The 17,162-nt window shown below is 62.7% G+C and carries 16 protein-coding genes; 5 read left to right on the forward strand and 11 right to left on the reverse strand.

The window, feature by feature from the left end; all coding sequences use genetic code 11:
* Positions 1–108: 108 nt before the first annotated feature.
* From GH769_RS27920 to GH769_RS27955, 8 genes are all read right to left on the reverse strand, one after another.
* A complete protein-coding gene (locus tag GH769_RS27920; RefSeq protein WP_014716715.1) occupies positions 109–2,169 on the reverse strand; it encodes a TonB-dependent copper receptor in 2,061 nt (686 codons plus the stop codon).
* Positions 2,170–2,262: 93 nt separating this feature from the next.
* Positions 2,263–2,664 (reverse strand): DUF2946 domain-containing protein, encoded by a 402-nt coding sequence (locus GH769_RS27925; protein ID WP_032904023.1) that lies wholly within the window; start codon positions 2,662–2,664, stop codon positions 2,263–2,265.
* 10 nt (positions 2,665–2,674) lie between these two features.
* Positions 2,675–3,157, reverse strand: a complete 483-nt coding sequence (locus GH769_RS27930) for a copper chaperone PCu(A)C (RefSeq protein WP_032904022.1) — start codon at positions 3,155–3,157, stop codon at positions 2,675–2,677.
* A gap of 47 nt (positions 3,158–3,204) precedes the next feature.
* On the reverse strand, positions 3,205–3,597 hold the full coding sequence (locus tag GH769_RS27935) for a DUF2946 domain-containing protein (protein ID WP_003188156.1): 393 nt from the start codon (positions 3,595–3,597) through the stop codon (positions 3,205–3,207).
* A 468-nt stretch (positions 3,598–4,065) separates the two neighbouring features.
* Positions 4,066–4,389, reverse strand: coding sequence for a DNA-binding protein (locus GH769_RS27940; RefSeq protein WP_014716718.1), 324 nt, complete (start codon positions 4,387–4,389; stop codon positions 4,066–4,068).
* Positions 4,390–4,394: 5 nt separating this feature from the next.
* Positions 4,395–4,727, reverse strand: a complete 333-nt coding sequence (locus tag GH769_RS27945; protein ID WP_019818285.1) for a type II toxin-antitoxin system RelE/ParE family toxin — start codon at positions 4,725–4,727, stop codon at positions 4,395–4,397.
* A 56-nt stretch (positions 4,728–4,783) separates the two neighbouring features.
* Entirely contained in the window at positions 4,784–5,509 is a 726-nt protein-coding gene (locus GH769_RS27950) for a cobalt-precorrin-6A reductase (RefSeq protein ID WP_019818284.1), read from the reverse strand.
* Complete coding sequence (locus tag GH769_RS27955) at positions 5,506–6,711, reverse strand: bifunctional cobalt-precorrin-7 (C(5))-methyltransferase/cobalt-precorrin-6B (C(15))-methyltransferase (RefSeq protein WP_019818283.1); 1,206 nt, start codon at positions 6,709–6,711, stop codon at positions 5,506–5,508. The genes GH769_RS27950 and GH769_RS27955 overlap by 4 nt, the downstream gene beginning before the upstream one ends.
* 38 nt (positions 6,712–6,749) lie before the next feature.
* On the opposite strand from GH769_RS27955, the gene cobG reads away from it, so the two are divergent.
* From cobG to GH769_RS27980, 5 genes are all read left to right on the forward strand, one after another.
* Positions 6,750–8,096, forward strand: coding sequence for a precorrin-3B synthase (gene cobG, locus GH769_RS27960; RefSeq protein WP_032904020.1), 1,347 nt, complete (start codon positions 6,750–6,752; stop codon positions 8,094–8,096).
* The gene (locus tag GH769_RS27965; protein ID WP_014716722.1) at positions 8,089–8,715 is read left to right on the forward strand and encodes a precorrin-8X methylmutase; all 627 of its coding nucleotides are present in this window, start codon (positions 8,089–8,091) and stop codon (positions 8,713–8,715) included. Before cobG ends, GH769_RS27965 begins: the two co-directional genes overlap by 8 nt.
* Positions 8,715–9,446 (forward strand): precorrin-2 C(20)-methyltransferase, encoded by a 732-nt coding sequence (locus tag GH769_RS27970; RefSeq protein WP_019818281.1) that lies wholly within the window; start codon positions 8,715–8,717, stop codon positions 9,444–9,446. The genes GH769_RS27965 and GH769_RS27970 overlap by 1 nt, the downstream gene beginning before the upstream one ends.
* On the forward strand, positions 9,446–11,083 hold the full coding sequence (gene cobJ, locus GH769_RS27975; RefSeq protein ID WP_032904018.1) for a precorrin-3B C(17)-methyltransferase: 1,638 nt from the start codon (positions 9,446–9,448) through the stop codon (positions 11,081–11,083). The genes GH769_RS27970 and cobJ overlap by 1 nt, the downstream gene beginning before the upstream one ends.
* Positions 11,084–11,319: 236 nt before the next feature.
* Complete coding sequence (locus tag GH769_RS27980; protein ID WP_032904016.1) at positions 11,320–12,099, forward strand: hypothetical protein; 780 nt, start codon at positions 11,320–11,322, stop codon at positions 12,097–12,099.
* Here GH769_RS27980 and GH769_RS27985 read toward each other — a convergent pair.
* From GH769_RS27985 to purD, 3 genes are all read right to left on the reverse strand, one after another.
* Positions 12,096–12,692, reverse strand: a complete 597-nt coding sequence (locus tag GH769_RS27985; RefSeq protein ID WP_003171467.1) for a MarC family protein — start codon at positions 12,690–12,692, stop codon at positions 12,096–12,098. The two genes, GH769_RS27980 and GH769_RS27985, sit on opposite strands and share 4 nt — an antisense overlap.
* Before the next feature lie 200 nt (positions 12,693–12,892).
* Positions 12,893–15,667 carry a hybrid sensor histidine kinase/response regulator gene (locus GH769_RS27990; RefSeq protein ID WP_019818278.1) on the reverse strand — a complete coding sequence of 925 codons (2,775 nt, stop codon included), beginning with the start codon at positions 15,665–15,667 and terminating at the stop codon, positions 12,893–12,895.
* 116 nt (positions 15,668–15,783) lie between these two features.
* Complete coding sequence (gene purD, locus GH769_RS27995) at positions 15,784–17,076, reverse strand: phosphoribosylamine--glycine ligase (protein ID WP_014716727.1); 1,293 nt, start codon at positions 17,074–17,076, stop codon at positions 15,784–15,786.
* Positions 17,077–17,162 lie beyond the last annotated feature (86 nt).

Here is a 17,162-nt window from a genome sequence, read left to right on the forward strand (position 1 = left end):
GCATAAGGCTTTTGATTTTTCTTGGTCTGTTACACCGTCATCGCAGGCAAGCCAGCTCCCACAGGGGACTGTATTGCACCTGTGGGAGCTGGCTTGCCTGCGATGCTTTTAGAAGCTCATGTCCACCTTGGTCCAGAGCGTACGCCCCGGCTCCTTGATGGCCTGCGGGTCGTTGGCTGGGTAACCGAAGCCTGCGTTACCGGCCAGGTTCAGATGCTCGGCGTAGGCCTTGCCAAACAAGTTGTCGACGCCGGTGCTGACCTTGAAGTGCTTGTTGATGCGGTAGGCCGCGTTCAGCGAGAACACGCCGAAGCCGCCACTCTTGTCGTAGTCCTTGCCGACCACGTTGCCTTTGTTCGGGTCGATACGGTGTTGCGCCGCGACCACCCTCCACAACGCACCAGCGCTCCAATCGTCTTCGCTGTAGGTCAGGCCCAGGCGCGTGTCCAGCGGTGGCATTTGTGGCAGGGCCTTGCCGTCGCTGCTGTTCTTGCCCCAGGCATAGGCGAGGCTGGCGTCGGCTTTCCAGTGCTGGCTCAGCTTGTACGCCGCGCCCACTTCGCCGCCCATGATGCGTGCGTCCACATTGCGCGCCTGGGAGGTGGTACCCATCATGCCGGGCCTGTAGTCGAACAGGATGAAGTCGCGCACCTGGCCGACATAGCCCGACACCCAGGCTTCCAGGTCGGCGCTCTTGTACTGGGCACCGAAGTCGAGCTGGGTGGTTTTCTCGGGCTTCACGCCGTCGAAGGCATTCACCGAACCGGCCGCGCCGGTGTTGGGGGAAAACAGCTCCCAGTAATCCGGGAAACGTTCCGCGTGGCCCAGGCCGGCATACAGCGTGGTGGGGCTGTCCGCCAGGTCGTGCTCATAACGCACAAAGCCCGAGGGCAATGTATCGGCGCGGGTGTCGCCGGCGGTCGGGTTCGGGCGCGACATCATTCCCGAGCCGGTACGTTGACGGAAGTCCTTGGCCGAGGCGCGGTCCAAGCGCGCGCCGGTGATCAGGCGATCGTTGTCGGCGGCGTACCAGGTCAGTTCGCCGAACACACCGTAGTTGTGGAAATTGGCGTCCTTGTTGCGCGGCAAATCCTTATACGTGTCGATGCCCATGCTGCTGCGCGCACGGTGTTCATTGGTCTGCGCATCCAGGCCGCTGATCAATTGCACATCCGCCCAGCGCCAGGTGGCCTTGATGCGTGCGCCAAGGGTGCGGCGGTCGACGTTGGACGCCATGGGGCCCGCCATCATGCCGGTGCCCGAAGGGACACGCAGGCTGTAGTTGTCCATCACATGATCGGCGTAGTTGTAGTAGACCTGGGCCTCGACCTTATCCAGCACCTCACCGATATTGGACTTTTCGAAACGCAGCCCCAGGCTTTCGCGCAGAAACTGCGAGCCGTCCATGCCGCGCCCGGCGTAGCGCGCCTCGCCGTCGCCACGCCCGGCGGTGAGTTCCAGCAGGGTGTCGGCGTCGGGCGTGAAACCCACGGCCACGTCACCGTTCCACTTGTCATAGCGCGAGGCGACGGTGTCGTTGTTGCCGTCCTTGTAATCGTCGGCATGGGCCTGGTTGCCGATCACCCGCACGTAGCCCAATGGCCCGCCGGCAGCGGCATCGATGACCTTGTCGAAACGCCCGTTGGAGCCGGCCAATACGCTGGCGTTGACCCGTGTGCCCAGCTCGCCGAACTGCTCCGGCTCACGCTCGAACAGGATGGTGCCGGCAGACGCGCCCGGGCCCCAGAGCACGGTTTGCGGGCCTTTGATCACGGTGAGCTTGTCGTAGGTTTCCGGCGAAATATACGAAGTTGGCGCATCCATGCGGCCCGGGCAGGCGCCGAGCATCATGCCGCCGTTGGTGAGGATATTCAGGCGCGAGCCGAACATGCCGCGCAGCACCGGGTCGCCGTTGGTGCCGCCGTTGCGCACCAGGGCGAAGCCGGGGATGGTCTTGAGGTAGTCGCCGCCATCGCTGGCGGGCACCGGTTGGCGCGGGTCTTTGGGGTTGGTGACCACGGTCAGCGGTGAGCTGGGGGCGATCGCGGTGATGACGGTGGGGCTCAGCTCATGCTCGTCGGCGTGAGCGTGGGCAGCCAATAGTGCGCCGCATAAGGCGGTGAGCAGGGCAGTACTTCCCAAACGGGTGTCAGCAGAAAACCTGGACATGACAAATTCCATCAATCAATCGTAAACAACACGGCCAGCAGCCTGCGGCTGTCTGTCTAAAGTCGGCCGGGGTGAAGTAACGCTGTGAAGGGCTTACGAAACGATGGGCGGCGCACGGCTACGGGCGCCGGGGAAGATGCTCTGCCGGGAATGGCCCAGGCGCGTGGCGGGTGTGAGGGCGTTGGCGGGCGGCGGGGTGCCGAGGGCCACGAACGACACACTGCCGGGCAGGGCCGGGCAGCTGAATAGCAGGTCGCAATAGCCGCACTTGGCCCAGAGTGCGTGGTGTTCGGCTGGAGCTTGGGTGTGATGGGATTTACCGTGGTCGCTCGGCATATCCATGGGCATTTCCATGGACATACCGGCGTGATGATCCATCGGCATCGCCTGGGAAATCAGCGGACCGATAAAGATCATCAGCATGGCGAACAGGCTGATCCAACTGCCGCGCTTCACGCGGTAGTGGGGAGACAACCTGGCGCGAGGAGCGCCCATCGAGGTTGGCTTACTGAGCGTGCATATGCTCGTGGCCAGCCATCGGTGGCGCTTTGTGCACCGACACTTGCACCTCGACCTTGCCGGCTTTCTCGAAGGTGAGGGTCAGCGGGAATTGCTTGCCATCGGCGAGCAGGCTGCGGTCCTTGAGGCCCAGCAGCATGACGTGATAGGCCATTGGCGCGAAGGTCAGTTCACCCTTGGCTGGTACGTCCACGTTGGGCACCTGTTGCATCTTCATCAGGTCGCCTTGCATTACGTGCTCATGCAATTCGGCTTTCTCCGCCAAGGGCGTCTCGGCACTGAGCAGGCGATCTGCCGTCTCCCCAGTATTGTGAATCACAAAGTACGCCGCGACGGTGGGCGCATTCGGCGGCAATTCCTGGGACCAGGGATTGCTGACCTCCAAGTCGCCGGCCTTGTAGTCATCGGCATTGGCAGCACTGAACACCGGCAGCAGCAACGCGGCCAGAAGCAGGGAAGATTTAAGCATGGCAGTTCTCCAGAACGGTTCTAAACGCAGTTCACTTGCGAAGAAGCTCAGACCGTTGGAGAGGCGCGGGGGTTAAGGCTTGGCCATTGCTGGCGCGGGGTGGGATTGCGCAATAAGCGCGGCGGCAGGCTCTGCACCGCCTCGAAGCGCGTCACATACAACTGCGGCACATGCCCTGGCAACGCCACCAACGGCGCCGAACCCGAGCAACACCAGCAATGCTGCATAGCCGAGTGATCATCCGGCGGCGCCGGGATTTCCAGCTTGCCCAGGGCAATCGCCTTGAGGCTCGCGCCATTGGACGAACAGAACCCGCCCCACATCAGACGCTTGATCGGGTCATCCGTCTGCTGCATCGCACTGGCCAACGGCATGGCAAACGCATTGAACAGCACTGCAAGGCAGGCGATCCAGGCAATTGCAAAGCGTTGACGGGCCATGGCGGATAATCCGTAGGGTTAAACGATCAGGCGGGTATTTAGCCTGATCGGGGGGGATAAGTAAAAAGGGCGGGTGTGGTTTGGTGTCGCAGTGGTGGGTTTGAGGATAGACGAGAACGGCCGCTTGCCAATTTTGCAGAAGGGACGCAGCGTACCAGGCGGGCTGATCGTTCCCACGCTCTGCGTGGGAATGCCGCGTTGGACGCTCTGCGTCCGCTTTTAAAGCCGTGACGCGAAGCGTCACAGGATGCATTCCCACGCGGAGCGTGGGAACGATCAAGTCAGGTATAGGGCTTTTTCCAGCCAATGGTTGCGCAGTTGATTGAGCTAGCGCCTTGGCTGGCTGATCTACTACCGTCATTTGATAACGCAATTCCAAAGTGTGTGCGGGCTTGCTCGCAAAGCGGTGTGTCAGTCGCTGGATGTTTTGGCCGACACACTGCCTTCGCGAGCGAGCCCGCTCCCAAATTATGCAGCGGGTACGCCGTGGACCTGCATATCGACACCCAGGGCTTTTCTAATCACGGCAAAAATCGCCGCAAGGTTATCCATGCTGGGGTTGCCGCTGGCCGAAAGCATTCGGTGCAGGCTTTTGCTAGGTTTGGCGGTTTGTTTCGCAAGGCCTTCAAAGCCTACTGTGGCGTTGACTAAATCACGCAGGATCACGCGAGAGATTTCCGGCTCGCCATTGAGAAATAGCGTAGCGGCCTCGTCGAGAAGCGCTTGGGCGAATGCAGGGTCTCGCTGGGCACGTTCAGCGATGGTGTGTTTGTAGCTACGGGTAAGCGCCATGCTGGTCACCTCTTTTGTTTCAATTTCTTGTCACGCTGATACTCGTTAATCAGCGACTTTACGACCTTGATATCGCGCTTTTGACTGGACTTATCACCACCACCGAACAGGATGATTAATCGATGTCCTTCTCGTATCAAATAGATTCGCAAGCCGGGTCCCCAGTCGATACGGTATTCGCCTAGCCCATCGAACCACTTGATGTTGCTGGTGTTGCCTGTTTCAAGCCGAACTAAAGCGGTTGAAACTCGAGTTGCCGCTGGGACACTCAAGGATGAAAACCACTCATCGAACGGACTGGAATCGTTGTCGCGTTGGTATTCTTCGATCTCAATCATTAGCCGTCCTGAAGGTAACAAATAGGTTACTAATCAAGCAAGCGAGCGATCCTGACTCATCGAGTGAAGTTTGCCAACGCGCTGAGTGTTTCTTCAGACGACAGGAATTCCCTATCTACTTGAGCCAACATCGGCCGCTTCAACACCAACACCGGCACCCCCCGCTCACGCGCCACTTCCAGCTTCGGCTCGGTGGCGGTGCTGCCGCTGTTCTTGCTGATCAGCACATCAATTCGCCGTTCTTCGAATAACGCCCGCTCGTCCTCGATGAGGAACGGCCCGCGTGCGCCGATCACGTCACAGCGCTTGTTGCCCGGATACACATCCAGCGCGCGCAAGGTCCAGAACTGCTCGGCGGGGATTTCGTCGAGGTGCTGCAAGGGTTCGCGACCCAAGGTGAACAGCGGGCGCTTGAAGGGTTTGAGCGCTTCGACCAGTTCGGCCCAGTCGGCGACCTCTCGCCAGTCATCCCCCGGCTGCGGCTGCCAGGCCGGGCGGCGTAATGCCCAGCAAGGTACGCCGCATGCCCTTGCAGCCTCGGCCGCGTTGCGGCTGATCTGCGCCGCATACGGGTGCGTAGCATCAAGGATCAGGCTGATGCGTTCGGCACGTACAAACTGCGCCAGGCCTTCACTACCGCCGTAGCCGCCGACCCGCACCTGGCAGGTGAGGTCGGTGGGTACGCGGCCCACGCCGGCCAGGCTGTAGACGTGTTCAGGCCCCAAGGTGCGGGCGATGGCCAGCGCTTCCGTGACGCCGCCCAGCAGCAGAATTCTTTTCATAGCGGCTTGATCACTTCCAGCAACGTGATCGGCAGCGCCTGGCGCCAGGTATCGAACTCGCCCAAGGGCTGCGCCTGGGCCACATGGATGCGGGTCAGTTCGCCGCCATGCTCGGCACGCCAGTTCATCAAGGTCATTTCGCTTTGCAGGGTCACGGCATTGGCAACCAGGCGGCCACCGGGGCGCAGGTGTTGCCAGCAGGTATCGAGCACGCCGTCGCGGGTGACGCCGCCGCCGATGAAGATGGCGTCTGGTGTTTCCAGGCCGCTTAACGCCTCCGGCGCCTTGCCGCGAATCAGTTGCAGACCGGGCACCCCGAGGGCGTCGCGGTTGTGTTCGATCAGGCCTTGGCGGCCGGTGTCGGCTTCAATCGCCAAGGCACGACAGCTGGGATGGGTGCGCATCCATTCAATACCGATGGAGCCACTGCCCGCGCCCACGTCCCATAACAGTTCGCCCGGCATGGGCGCGAGGCGGGCGAGGGTCATGGCGCGCACATCGCGCTTGGTCAGTTGGCCATCGTGTTTGAAGGCTGAGTCCGGCAAGCCGGCAAGACGCGACAGACGCGGTGCGTTCGCATCCGCCAGGCAGTCGATGGCGACCAGGTTCAAATCGGCAACCGTAATGTGCTCCCACGCTTGCGCGTGCCCGTCGATACGCCGTTCAGCCGGGCCGCCCAGGTGTTCAAACACACTGATGCGGCTGGGGCCAAAACCGCGCTCGGTTAACAACGCAGCAATCAAGGCGGGACTGCTGCCGTCATTGCTCAATACCAACAAGCGCACGCCACTGGCCAAATGCGCGTTGATTGCCGCCAATGGCCGCGCCACTACCGACAATGTCACCACCTCCTGCAACGGCCAGCCCACGCGCGCCGCCGCCAGGGATACCGACGAGGGCGCTGGCAAAATCGTCAACTCCTCAGCCGCCACTTGCCGGGCCAGGCTGGCGCCGACGCCATAGAACATCGGGTCGCCACTGGCCAATACGCACACAGGCTCTCCACGCCGCGACAACACCGGCTCCAGGGAAAACGGGCTCGGCCACAGCTGGCGCTCGCCACCAATACACTGCGGCAGCAGGTCCAACTGGCGCTGAGCACCTATAATCCGCGTGGCGCGCAGCAAGGCATGCCGGGCATTCCTGCCCAGGCCTTTGAAGCCGTCTTCACCGATGCCTACAACCGTCAGCCAGGGCGACATATCAATTCCTTGAACGACATCCGACGGGCAGGCTTTTCATGCCGCCGGACAAAGCAGGCATAATACCGCGCCTTTACCCGTCAACCGGTAGCCCCGTGAACCCAACGCCCGCTGTGAATACCTTGCGCCCCTCGGCTTGTCCGGGGTTGCTGCGTATTGTGCAGGCGTTGGACGGCGGCATTTGCCGAGTCAAATTGGCGGGCGGCGCGATCACTGCCGCCCAGGCCCACGCCGTGGCGGACGCGGCCCAGGCGTATGCGGGCGGGGTGATCGAGGCGACCAACCGCGCCAACCTGCAGATCCGCGGCATCGGCGCCGAGCAGGAGGCGTTGATCGCCCGGCTGCTGGCGGCGGGCCTGGGCCCCAGCAACGCGGGCGGTGACGACGTGCGCAACCTGATGCTCAGCCCCAGCGCCGGCATCGACCCGCAGATGCTGTTCGACACCCGCCCGCTGGCCGCACAGATCCTCGCCACTCTGGAGAACCATCCGCGTTTCCATGAGTTGTCGGCCAAGTTCGCGGTGCAACTCGATGGTGGCGAGGACCTGGCGATGCTCGAACATCACCACGACCTGTGGTTATCGGCCTTCGTACGCCACGGCGAAACCCTGCTCGCGTTCGGCCTGGCCGGCTGTCCGGGCCTGGATGCGCCCCTGGCCGCCGTGCCATTGGGCCAAGGCCTTGAGTTGGTAGTGGCTGTGCTGGAAACCTTTCTGGACCTCGCCACCCCAGAGCAAATGCGTATGCGTCATTTGCCTGTGGATAACGTATTGAGCCATTTGCGCTTGCCGTTGCTGCCAGCCGACGGCTTCACACGCCCGCCCAGCGACGCGTCGCTCCAGGTGGGCACTTATCCACAAGTGCAAAAGAATCAGTTCTACGTCGCCGCCCTCGCGCCCTTGGGCCGCCTGGACCCGACGATGCTCAAGGGCGCCGCACAACTGGCCAGCGACTATGGGGACGGCACCTTGCGCTTCACCCCCTGGCAAGGTGTGCTGGTGCCCAACGTCGAAAAGCCTCACGCCGTGACCGAGCGCCTGGCGCAACTGGGCTTTATCTGCTCGCTCGGCCACCCGCTGGCGCGCATGATTGCCTGCACCGGTTCCAGCGGCTGCGCAAAAGGCCTGGCCGACACCAAGGCTGACGCCGTGCAACTGGCCGCTCTGCAATCGGGCGTTGAGGTGCATCTGTCCGGCTGCCCGCGCTCCTGTGCTGCCGCGCACACCGCGCCAGTCACCTTGCTGGCGGTGAGCCCCGGCCACTACGACCTCTATTTTCGCGATGCAGCCCAGCCTGGTTTTGGCCGGCTGCACGCGCGCACTCTTTCCATTGAAGCGGCGGGCGCCCTGTTGCGCGCTCGTCCACGGAGCAACACCGATGATTGATTACATCCGCGACGGTCAGGAGATCTATCGCAACTCCTTCGCCATTATTCGCGCGGAAGCCAAGTTGGACCGCATCCCGGCTGATTTGGAAAAACTCGCGGTGCGGGTGATTCATGCGTGCGGCATGGTCGAAGCCATCGACGGCCTGCAATTCTCCGAAGGGGCCGGCAAGGCCGGGCGTGACGCGTTGGCCGCTGGCGCGCCGATTCTGTGCGATGCGCGGATGGTCTCCGAAGGCGTGACTCGCACACGCCTGCCGGCCAATAACCAGGTGATCTGCACCCTGCGTGACGACAGCGTGCCGGAGCTGGCGCGGGAGCTGGGCAACACCCGTTCCGCCGCCGCCCTTGAGCTGTGGCGCCCGCACCTGGAGGGCAGCGTGGTGGTGATCGGCAACGCGCCGACCGCGTTGTTCTACCTGCTGGAAATGCTCGACGCCGGCGCGCCGAAACCGGCGTTGATCCTCGGTTTCCCGGTGGGTTTTGTCGGCGCCGCCGAATCCAAGGCCATGCTCGCCGCTGACAGCCGTGGGGTGCCGTTCGTGATCATGCAAGGTCGCCTGGGCGGCAGCGCCATGGCTGCCGCCGCCGTCAATGCCCTGGCCACGGAGGTCGAATAATGCAGGTGCGCGGACGTTTGCTTGGCCTGGGCGTAGGCCCCGGCGACCCGGAACTGATCACCGTCAAGGCTCTGCGCTTGCTGCGCGAATCGCCGGTGGTGGCGTACTTCGTGGCCAAGGGCAAGAAGGGCAACGCCTTCGGCATCATCGAGGACCACCTGGTGCCGCAACAGACCCTGATGCCGCTGGTGTACCCGGTGACCACTGAAGTGCTGCCCGCGCCGCTGTCCTACGAGCAAGTGATCAGCGACTTCTACGACAACGCCAGCCTCGACGTGGCCGCGCACCTGGACGCGGGCCGCGACGTGGCGGTGATCTGCGAAGGTGACCCGTTTTTCTACGGCTCCTACATGTACCTGCATGACCGCCTGGCCGAGCGCTACGACGCCGAGGTGATTCCAGGCGTGTGCTCGATGCTCGGTGGTGCCTCGGTACTCGGCGCGCCGTTGGTGTATCGCAACCAGAGCTTGTCGGTGCTCTCGGGCGTGTTGCCCCACGAGGACCTCAAGCGCCGCTTGGCGGATGCCGATGCCGCAGTGATCATGAAGCTGGGGCGCAACTTTCCGAAAGTGCGCCAGGTGTTGGAAGAACTGGGTCTGGCCGAGCGGGCGTTGTACGTGGAACGCGCGACCATGGCCAACCAGAAGATCGTGCCGCTGGATCAGGTGGAGCCGATGTCGTCGCCGTATTTCTCACTGATCATCGTGCCCGGTGAACGGTGGCAAGGTTGATGACCCCGGCGATTGTGATTCTGGGCCAGGGCAGCCTGGCGACTGCGCGCAAGCTTCAGCAGGTTTACCCCGGCGCGTTGATCCACGGTTTGGCCACACGGGTTGAAGGTGCAGACCGCACCTACAGCGAATTCGGCGCGACCTTGCGTCAGCTTTATCAGCAGGGCACGCCACTGATTGCCCTGTGCGCCGCGGGCATTGTGATCCGCACCCTGGCGCCGTTGCTGCTGGAAAAGGGCGAAGAGCCCGCCGTGCTGGCCGTGGCCGAAGACGGCAGCGCGGTGGTGCCGTTGCTCGGTGGCCTGGGTGGCGTGAACCTGATGGCGCGCGACATTGGCGCAGCACTCGGCGTGTCTGCCGCCATCACCACCAGCGGCGAGTTGCGTTTTGGCACCTGCCTGCTCAACCCGCCAGCGGGTTATCAACTGGCCGACATCGAGTTGGGCAAACGCTTTGTCTCCGACCTTCTGGCCGGCGAAAGCGTGCGCATCGAAGGCACGGCGCCATGGCTGGAGGACGCTAACCTGCCTCAGGATCAACAAGCGCGCCTGGCGATTCATGTAGGCAGTGCCGAGCGCACACCGACAGCCAACGAGTTGCTGATTTACCCGCAGAATGTCTACGTTACCTGCCGGCCGGGTGCGCAATTGGCCGAGCGTGTGCGCACGGCGTTGCAGGAGGCGGGCGTGGCCGTGCAATCCCTGGCCTGCTTGCTGGCCAGCGACCTGCAGATGGCTGACGCGTCCTTGCATGAGGCCGCGTCGGCCTTGGGTGTACCGTTGCGCTTTGCCGCGCTGACACCCGTTGCGGACATCAGTATTACCGTGGCCGAGCAGCCCTTGGACCTGTCACAGGTTGGGCGCCCGCGCGGGCGGCTGGCGGTGATTGGCCTGGGCCCCGGCGCCGCAGAACTGATGGTGCCGGCGGTGAAGGCGGAACTGGCGCGTTGCACCGATGTGCTGGGCTATGAAACCTACGTGCGCATGGCCGGGCCATTCCGTGACGATCAAGTGCAACACTGCACCGACAACCGCGAAGAAATGCAGCGCGCCCGCCACGCCTTCGAGCTAGCTGCGCAAGGCCGCTCGGTGGTGGTGGTGTCCTCTGGTGACCCGGGTGTATTCGCCATGGCCGCGGCGGTGATCGAGGCGCTGCACGAGTCCAGCGAGCCGGCCTGGCATCAGGTCGACCTGGAAATCCTGCCAGGGGTCTCCGCCTCGCTGGCCACCGCCGCCCAGGCAGGCGCGCCGCTGGGGCATGACTTCTGTGTGATGTCGCTGTCGGATAACCTCAAGCCTTGGTCTATCATCGAAAAACGCCTGGACCTGGCTTCCCAGGCCGACCTGGCCTTGGCGTTCTACAACCCGATCTCGCGGTCGCGGCCTTGGCAACTGGGGCGCGCCCTGGAAATCGTCGCGCTGCATCGCACGCCACAGACGCCAGTGGTGCTGGGCCGTGACATCGGCCGCCCAGGCCAGACACTGCGCGTCACCACCTTGGGGCAACTGACGCCCGAGCAGGTGGACATGCGCACCATGGTACTGATCGGTTCATCCACCACTTGTGTGTTCCCGCGTGCGGGTGGCGGCGAGTGGGTGTACACGCCACGTTGGTATGGCAACAAACCCAACTCCTGAAACAGCCCCGTTGGCTGCCGGAAAGCTCCGAATATCCCAGGGATTCCCCTGGCGTTGTTCGGAGCTTTTTCTTTTTTATGCGATGAAAACCGCACGCCTGCCCGCCGCGCCTTGTCATTGCTGGACGCTGGTTTTGGGCGGGGCAGGCCAAGGGATGTTTGTCGCATGGAAACCCCGCCGCTCCCTGGACTAGTGTGGAAGCAAGCCCCATGTGGGGTGCTTGTGGAGAACAGAAAATGGAGCGACGTCACAAAAGGATCAACAGCAAAAAAAGGCGCAAGTTGATTGCCGCCTACAAGTTACCGGGCGCACCTGCCAGGCAGGCCACGGCAGTGTTGGATAGCGAGGATGATTGCAATGCGGCCGTGGTCAACAACGGCGTGATTTCGTTTGCCGAAGGCTTGTCGGCGTTGAATCGGGAATACGTGCGCAAAAGCTATCTGCTGGCCAGCAGTTATGTGAGCGATGTGCTGAACGTCCAGCGAGGCAGCGAGGCGTGGTACGAGGAATTTATCAAGGTGATGGTCAGCCTGGGGTGGCTGCCGCTGCGCAGTCGCTTTGAGCGAGTCTCGCGTGCGGGCAAGGGCCTGACGGTGCAACTGGCGGCGCTGAATATCATCGCCTCGATGCTGACGTCGACGGCGCTGTCCGGGCCACTGCTCAGCGCATTGCCAAAGCTGGCCGCCGATGCGCTGGACACACTGAAGCGCCAGCCAGCGTCTTTCGAGCTGTTCAAGCGCAATTGCGCGGTGCGTGAGGGCGGCGATTTCGGCCTGGCCTCCTGCGCTGAAACAGACGGCGAGTTGATCATGGTGCTGGTGACCTACAGCACCCATGGTGTGGATAAACAGGTGGGCCTGCCCTTCCTGGAGTGGGACAGCTCCTCGTTCGAGGCCTTCAGCGGGCAGACTTGCCTGGTGCTCAGTACCTCGATGGTCAACGAGAAAACCATCCAACTGATGCGCGAAAGCGCCGGTGACAAAGTGGAAATGGCTATCGCCAAATACCGGATCTAGGGCACCAGGTAGCCGCGTACCCCGGTAAAAATGATTTGCGCGGCCAGGGCGCAGACGAACAGGCCCATCAACCGGCTGACAATCTGCAAGCCCTGGTCGCCGAGAATGCGTTCGATACGGTTGGACAGGTACAGCACCACGCCCACTGTCAGGCTGGCCAGGGCAATACTGAGGATGGCGGTGAGCTTATCGTCCCAGTGCGGTTGGCTGACGCCCATCACCAGTAAGGCGCCAATGGTGCCGGGGCCGACGGTGAGCGGGATGGTCAGCGGCACGATGGTCACGTCCTGCTGCACGTTGTCGGTCTGCACCGCCGACTTGCCCTGAGCCATGCCTAATGCGGAGATAAACAACACGCTGCCGGCGCCGATACGGAACGCATCCACGGTAATGCCGAACACGCTGAAAATTACCCGACCGAACAGGTAGAGCAACACGCTCGATACCAGGGTGGCCAGTGCAACTTTCCACGCCAGGCGCCGACGCTCCTTGCTGGAGTAGCCACGGGTCAGGCTGATAAAGCAGGACAGCACAAAGAACGGGCTGTAGAGCACCAGCATCTTCAGGTAAACGCTGAACAACACATGGAGCATGGGGGCGGCTCGCGGGCGGGGAAAGTGTGGAGGAGTCTATCCGACACAGATCAAATGTGGGAGCTGGCTGATCGTTCCCGCGCTCTGCTGATCGTTCCCATGCTCTGCGTGGGAATGCATCCAGTGACGCTCTGCGTCGCGTTCAAGCAGGACGCGGAGCTTACCGGGCGGCGTTGCCACGCGGAGCGTGGGAACGATCATCAGGAAAGGGTGCTGTGCTCAGGGCGCTGTTGGCGCTGCGCCACCCAGTAGTCCACCAGCTCGCGCAGTTGCGACAGTTCCACCGGCTTGGCCATATGCCCGTCCATGCCCGCCTGGCGTGCGCGTTCTTTGTGTTCCGACAGGATATGCGCGGTAAGCGCCACCACCGGCGTGCGCACGCGTTGATGGCTGATTTCCCACGCCCGCAGTTGCTGCGTGGCGGAGAAACCATCGAGGATCGGCATCTCACAGTCCATCAATACCAGGTCATAACGCTGGGCTTTCATTGCCTGCAGCGCTTCTTCGCCGTTGCTGGCGGTGTCCGGGTTGAGGTTGAGCTTGCCGAGCATGCCGCGAATCACTTTGGTGGAGATGCTGTTGTCTTCGGCTACCAGGATGCGGAAATCGCTGGGCACGGTAATGGCTGCCGGTGCGCTGGGGGCCGGGCGTGCAACGAGGGCGCCTTTGCTGCGCTGGGTCAGCTCATCGGCCAGGGTGGTCTTGAGGGTATAACCCGCTACTGGCTTGGCGAGAATGCGCTTGATCCCACAGTTGCGCGCAATGATCTTGCTCGGCGCGTTACTGATGCCGGTGAGCATGATCAGCAGTATGTCGTGGTTCAGGCTAGGATCTTCCTTGATCTTCGCCGCCAGTTGCATGCCGGTCATGCCGGGCATGTTCTGGTCCAGCAGCACCACGTCGAAGTAATCACGCAGGTGCGCTTTGGTACGCAGCAGCGCCAGGGCCTCCTTGCCCGAAGGCGCGGCGCTGACGTTCAGGCCCCAGGCCGTGCACTGCTGAACCAGCACTTTGCGGCAGGTGTCGTTATCGTCCACCACCAGTACGCGGGCGTCCTTGAGCGGGCCGTCGAGGTCGCTGGTCGGATGCTCCAGGCGTTCCGGGTCCAGGGGCAGGGTCAGCCACAGGGTGCTGCCCTGGTGACTGCCGCTTTTGATGCCGAACTCGCCGTTCATCAACAGGATCAATTGGCGGGCAATGACCAGGCCCAGGTGGCCGCTCAAACGCGTCGCCGAGAGGAAGTTCTTGCTGTGCAGTTCGCTGTGCAGCAGGGCGTCGCGTTCGGCGGCTTCCATGGGCACGCCGCTGTCTTGCACGGCAATGCGCAGGCGTGGCTTGGGGCTGCGCTCATCCAGGGCGACGACGATCAGCACTTCGCCTTCATCGGTTTTGTGCAGGGCGTTTTCCAAAAGGCTCAGCAGCGCCTGGCGCAGCCGCGTCGGATCACCGCTGATCACCCGTGGCACCTGAGGCTGGATAAAGCTGATCAGCTCGACATTCTGCTGCTCGGCCTTGGCGCGGAAGATGCTCAGGCAGTCGTCGATCAATGCATTGAGGTCGAACTGCACATCATCCAGTTCGATCTGACCGGATTCGAGCTTGGAAATGTCGAGAATTTCGTTGATCAGGGTGAGCAACTCGTTACCGGCGCTGTGGATGGTCTGCACATAGTCGCGTTGCTTCACCGACAACGGCGTGCCCAGCAGTAACTCGGTCATGCCCAGCACACCGTTCATGGGCGTGCGGATTTCGTGGCTGATCTTCGCCAGGAACTCGGCCTTGGCGGCGATTTCGGCGTTGCTGGCCGCCAGGTCGCGGCTCAGGCTGAAGCGGGTTTCGACAATGGCGCGCTGGCGCTCGCCGAGGGCCAGGCTCATCAGCAGGCCGCTGAGGCAGATAAAGCTCAGCAGGGTGACGATCAGGCCTTGTGGCGCCACCAGGGTGAGGCCGAGCAGGGCGGGCAGGATGATCAGCGTGCCGATGTTGAACACCACCATCGCCGCCACGAACAAGCGCGCCGGGCGGTAGCCTTTTTGCCAATGATAGGCCGAGACGAACAGCATGCTCAGGCCCGCCAGCGCGACCAGGGCATAGGTGATGATGTTCAGCGGCAAGGTGTTGACGAACAACAACAGCAAGCCGCACAGGACGATCAGCAGGATGTCCGCCATCAACACTTTATTCAGCGGGTGCGGGCCCAGTGGCATGAAAAAGCGGTAGGCAAACATCAACCCGCAGGGTGCGGTCAGCAGTAGGGCCAGGTAGGCGCCAGGGGTCTGGATCGCGTGCCAGTTCGGCAGCCACGGCCCCACCAGGTTGAGCAGTAGCGCCAGGCTGAGCATCAACAGGAATTCGCACGCGGCCAGCCACAGGCTACTGCGCGAGCGGTGGTAGGCGAAGCGCGTGAGGTTGTGCAGGATCAGCATCGACAGCACGCCGAACAGCAGACCGTAGATCAATGTCTGGTTCTGGTTGGCAGCGGCCAGCACCGCCGGTTCCAGGGTGATGTAAGGGCGCAGTTCGTGTTCCGAGACCAGGCGCAAATACACCTCCAGGGGCCGCGGGCTCTGGGGCATCGGTAACATGAAGTCACTGCTGGGCAACGGGCGCTCAGCCTGGGGTTGGCGAGTGCCGGTGATTTGCTGCTCCACCAGGGTGTCGCCGTCCAGCACGTACAGGCTCAGGCTGGACAGGTCCGGGGCAAACACCCGCAGCACTTGTTCGTGCTTGCCGGGTTGCAGCCTGAAGCGCACCCACAACGCACCGTCCGGCTGCGCGGCAGTGATCCGGTCCAGTTCGATGGGGCTGAATTGATTGGTATAGCGGGCGGAACGGATGTCGCTCAGTTGCAGGTCGGCCTGTTCATCAAGCAATACCGCCCAGCCACTGCCTTGTGCGGCGGCCTGGGCCGGTAGCAAGCAGAGCAGGGTCAGTAGACTGATTGTGAAACCTATGGCGATCCTGAGCCAGCGCACGGCGAAATCCCTTCGGTAGGTGGATGCACGGGTTAACTATGCGCGGGGCGACAGGGTACGGCAAGGGCCAAAGGCCCTTACCTAACCGAACGGATAGCTACTGCAAGTGTAGCTGCTCAGTTGTTCTCACCACGTTCGCGGGCAATGGCACGGTAGCCAATGTCGGTGCGGTAGAAGCAGCCTTTCCAGTCGATTTTCGCCGCCAGTTTGTAGGCCTGTTGTTGCGCGGCATCGACACTGGCACCCATCGCGGTGGCGCACAATACGCGGCCACCGGCGGTTACAACTTTGCCGTCCTTGAGCGCGGTGCCCGCATGGAACACCTTGCCTTCCAGCGCAGCGGCGGCGTCGAGGCCTTCGATCACATCGCCCTTGGCGTAGTCGGCAGGGTAGCCACCGGCCGCCAGCACAATCCCAACACTAGGACGTGGGTCCCACTGCGCTTCGACCTTGTCCAGGGCCTGGGCGAGGGCGGCTTCCACCAGCAGCACCAGGCTCGATTGCAGGCGCAGCATCACCGGTTGGGTTTCCGGATCGCCGAAGCGGCAGTTGAACTCGATGACTTTGGGGTTACCTGCTTTGTCGATCATCAGGCCGGCATAGAGGAAACCGGTGTATACGTTGCCTTCATCCGCCATGCCGCGCACGGTTGGCCAGATCACCAGGTCCATGACGCGCTGGTGCACGTCGGCGGTTACGACGGGTGCCGGGGAGTAGGCACCCATGCCGCCGGTGTTCGGGCCGCTGTCGCCGTTGCCGACGCGCTTGTGGTCCTGGCTGGTGGCCATCGGCAATACGTTCTTGCCGTCGACCATCACGATAAAGCTGGCTTCTTCGCCATCGAGGAATTCCTCGATGACCACCCGCGAGCCGGCGTCACCAAAGGCATTGCCGGCGAGCATGTCGCGCACGGCGTCTTCGGCTTCCTGCAGGGTCATGGCGACGATCACGCCTTTACCGGCAGCCAGGCCATCGGCCTTGATCACGATCGGTGCACCTTTCTCACGCAGGTAAGCCAGGGCCGGCTCGATCTCGGTGAAGTTCTGGTAGTCGGCCGTGGGGATCTTGTGGCGAGCCAGGAAGTCCTTGGTGAAGGCTTTCGAGCCTTCCAGCTGGGCGGCGCCCGCGGTAGGGCCGAAGCAGTCCAGGCCACGGCTGCGAAACAGATCGACGACGCCTGCCACCAGTGGCACTTCCGGGCCGACGATGGTCAGGGAAACATTCTTCTCGGCAAAATCTGCCAGTTGCTCCAGGGCCAGCACGTCGATGGCGACGTTTTCGCACTTGGCTTCGATGGCGGTGCCGGCGTTGCCGGGGGCCACGAAGACTTTCTGCACGCGTGGGTCCTGGGCTACTTTCCAGGCCAGGGCGTGTTCACGGCCACCGCTGCCAATGATCAAAACATTCATTTCAAAAACCTCGTTAGGATGATCGTTCCCACGCTCTGCGTGGGAATGCCTCTACGGACGCTCTGCGTCCGAGGGACGCGGAGCGT

The organism is Pseudomonas sp. CFSAN084952 (assembly GCF_009648855.1).
Classification (GTDB): domain Bacteria; phylum Pseudomonadota; class Gammaproteobacteria; order Pseudomonadales; family Pseudomonadaceae; genus Aquipseudomonas; species Aquipseudomonas paracarnis.

What these genes read in the sequence shown, in the direction of transcription:
- GH769_RS27955 (WP_019818283.1), bottom strand. Translation starts at nt 6,711, where the DNA reads ATGTCGCCCTGGCTGACGGTTGTAGGCATCGGTGAAGACGGCTTCAAA.
- GH769_RS27950 (WP_019818284.1), bottom strand. Translation starts at nt 5,509, where the DNA reads ATGAAAAGAATTCTGCTGCTGGGCGGCGTCACGGAAGCGCTGGCCATC.
- GH769_RS27930 (WP_032904022.1), bottom strand. Translation starts at nt 3,157, where the DNA reads ATGCTTAAATCTTCCCTGCTTCTGGCCGCGTTGCTGCTGCCGGTGTTC.
- GH769_RS27935 (WP_003188156.1), bottom strand. Translation starts at nt 3,597, where the DNA reads ATGGCCCGTCAACGCTTTGCAATTGCCTGGATCGCCTGCCTTGCAGTG.
- GH769_RS27980 (WP_032904016.1), top strand. Translation starts at nt 11,320, where the DNA reads ATGGAGCGACGTCACAAAAGGATCAACAGCAAAAAAAGGCGCAAGTTG.
- GH769_RS27925 (WP_032904023.1), bottom strand. Translation starts at nt 2,664, where the DNA reads ATGGGCGCTCCTCGCGCCAGGTTGTCTCCCCACTACCGCGTGAAGCGC.
- GH769_RS27970 (WP_019818281.1), top strand. Translation starts at nt 8,715, where the DNA reads ATGCAGGTGCGCGGACGTTTGCTTGGCCTGGGCGTAGGCCCCGGCGAC.
- GH769_RS27985 (WP_003171467.1), bottom strand. Translation starts at nt 12,692, where the DNA reads ATGCTCCATGTGTTGTTCAGCGTTTACCTGAAGATGCTGGTGCTCTAC.
- cobJ (WP_032904018.1), top strand. Translation starts at nt 9,446, where the DNA reads ATGACCCCGGCGATTGTGATTCTGGGCCAGGGCAGCCTGGCGACTGCG.
- GH769_RS27965 (WP_014716722.1), top strand. Translation starts at nt 8,089, where the DNA reads ATGATTGATTACATCCGCGACGGTCAGGAGATCTATCGCAACTCCTTC.
- GH769_RS27940 (WP_014716718.1), bottom strand. Translation starts at nt 4,389, where the DNA reads ATGGCGCTTACCCGTAGCTACAAACACACCATCGCTGAACGTGCCCAG.
- GH769_RS27920 (WP_014716715.1), bottom strand. Translation starts at nt 2,169, where the DNA reads ATGTCCAGGTTTTCTGCTGACACCCGTTTGGGAAGTACTGCCCTGCTC.
- cobG (WP_032904020.1), top strand. Translation starts at nt 6,750, where the DNA reads ATGCCGCCGGACAAAGCAGGCATAATACCGCGCCTTTACCCGTCAACC.
- GH769_RS27945 (WP_019818285.1), bottom strand. Translation starts at nt 4,727, where the DNA reads ATGATTGAGATCGAAGAATACCAACGCGACAACGATTCCAGTCCGTTC.
- purD (WP_014716727.1), bottom strand. Translation starts at nt 17,076, where the DNA reads ATGAATGTTTTGATCATTGGCAGCGGTGGCCGTGAACACGCCCTGGCC.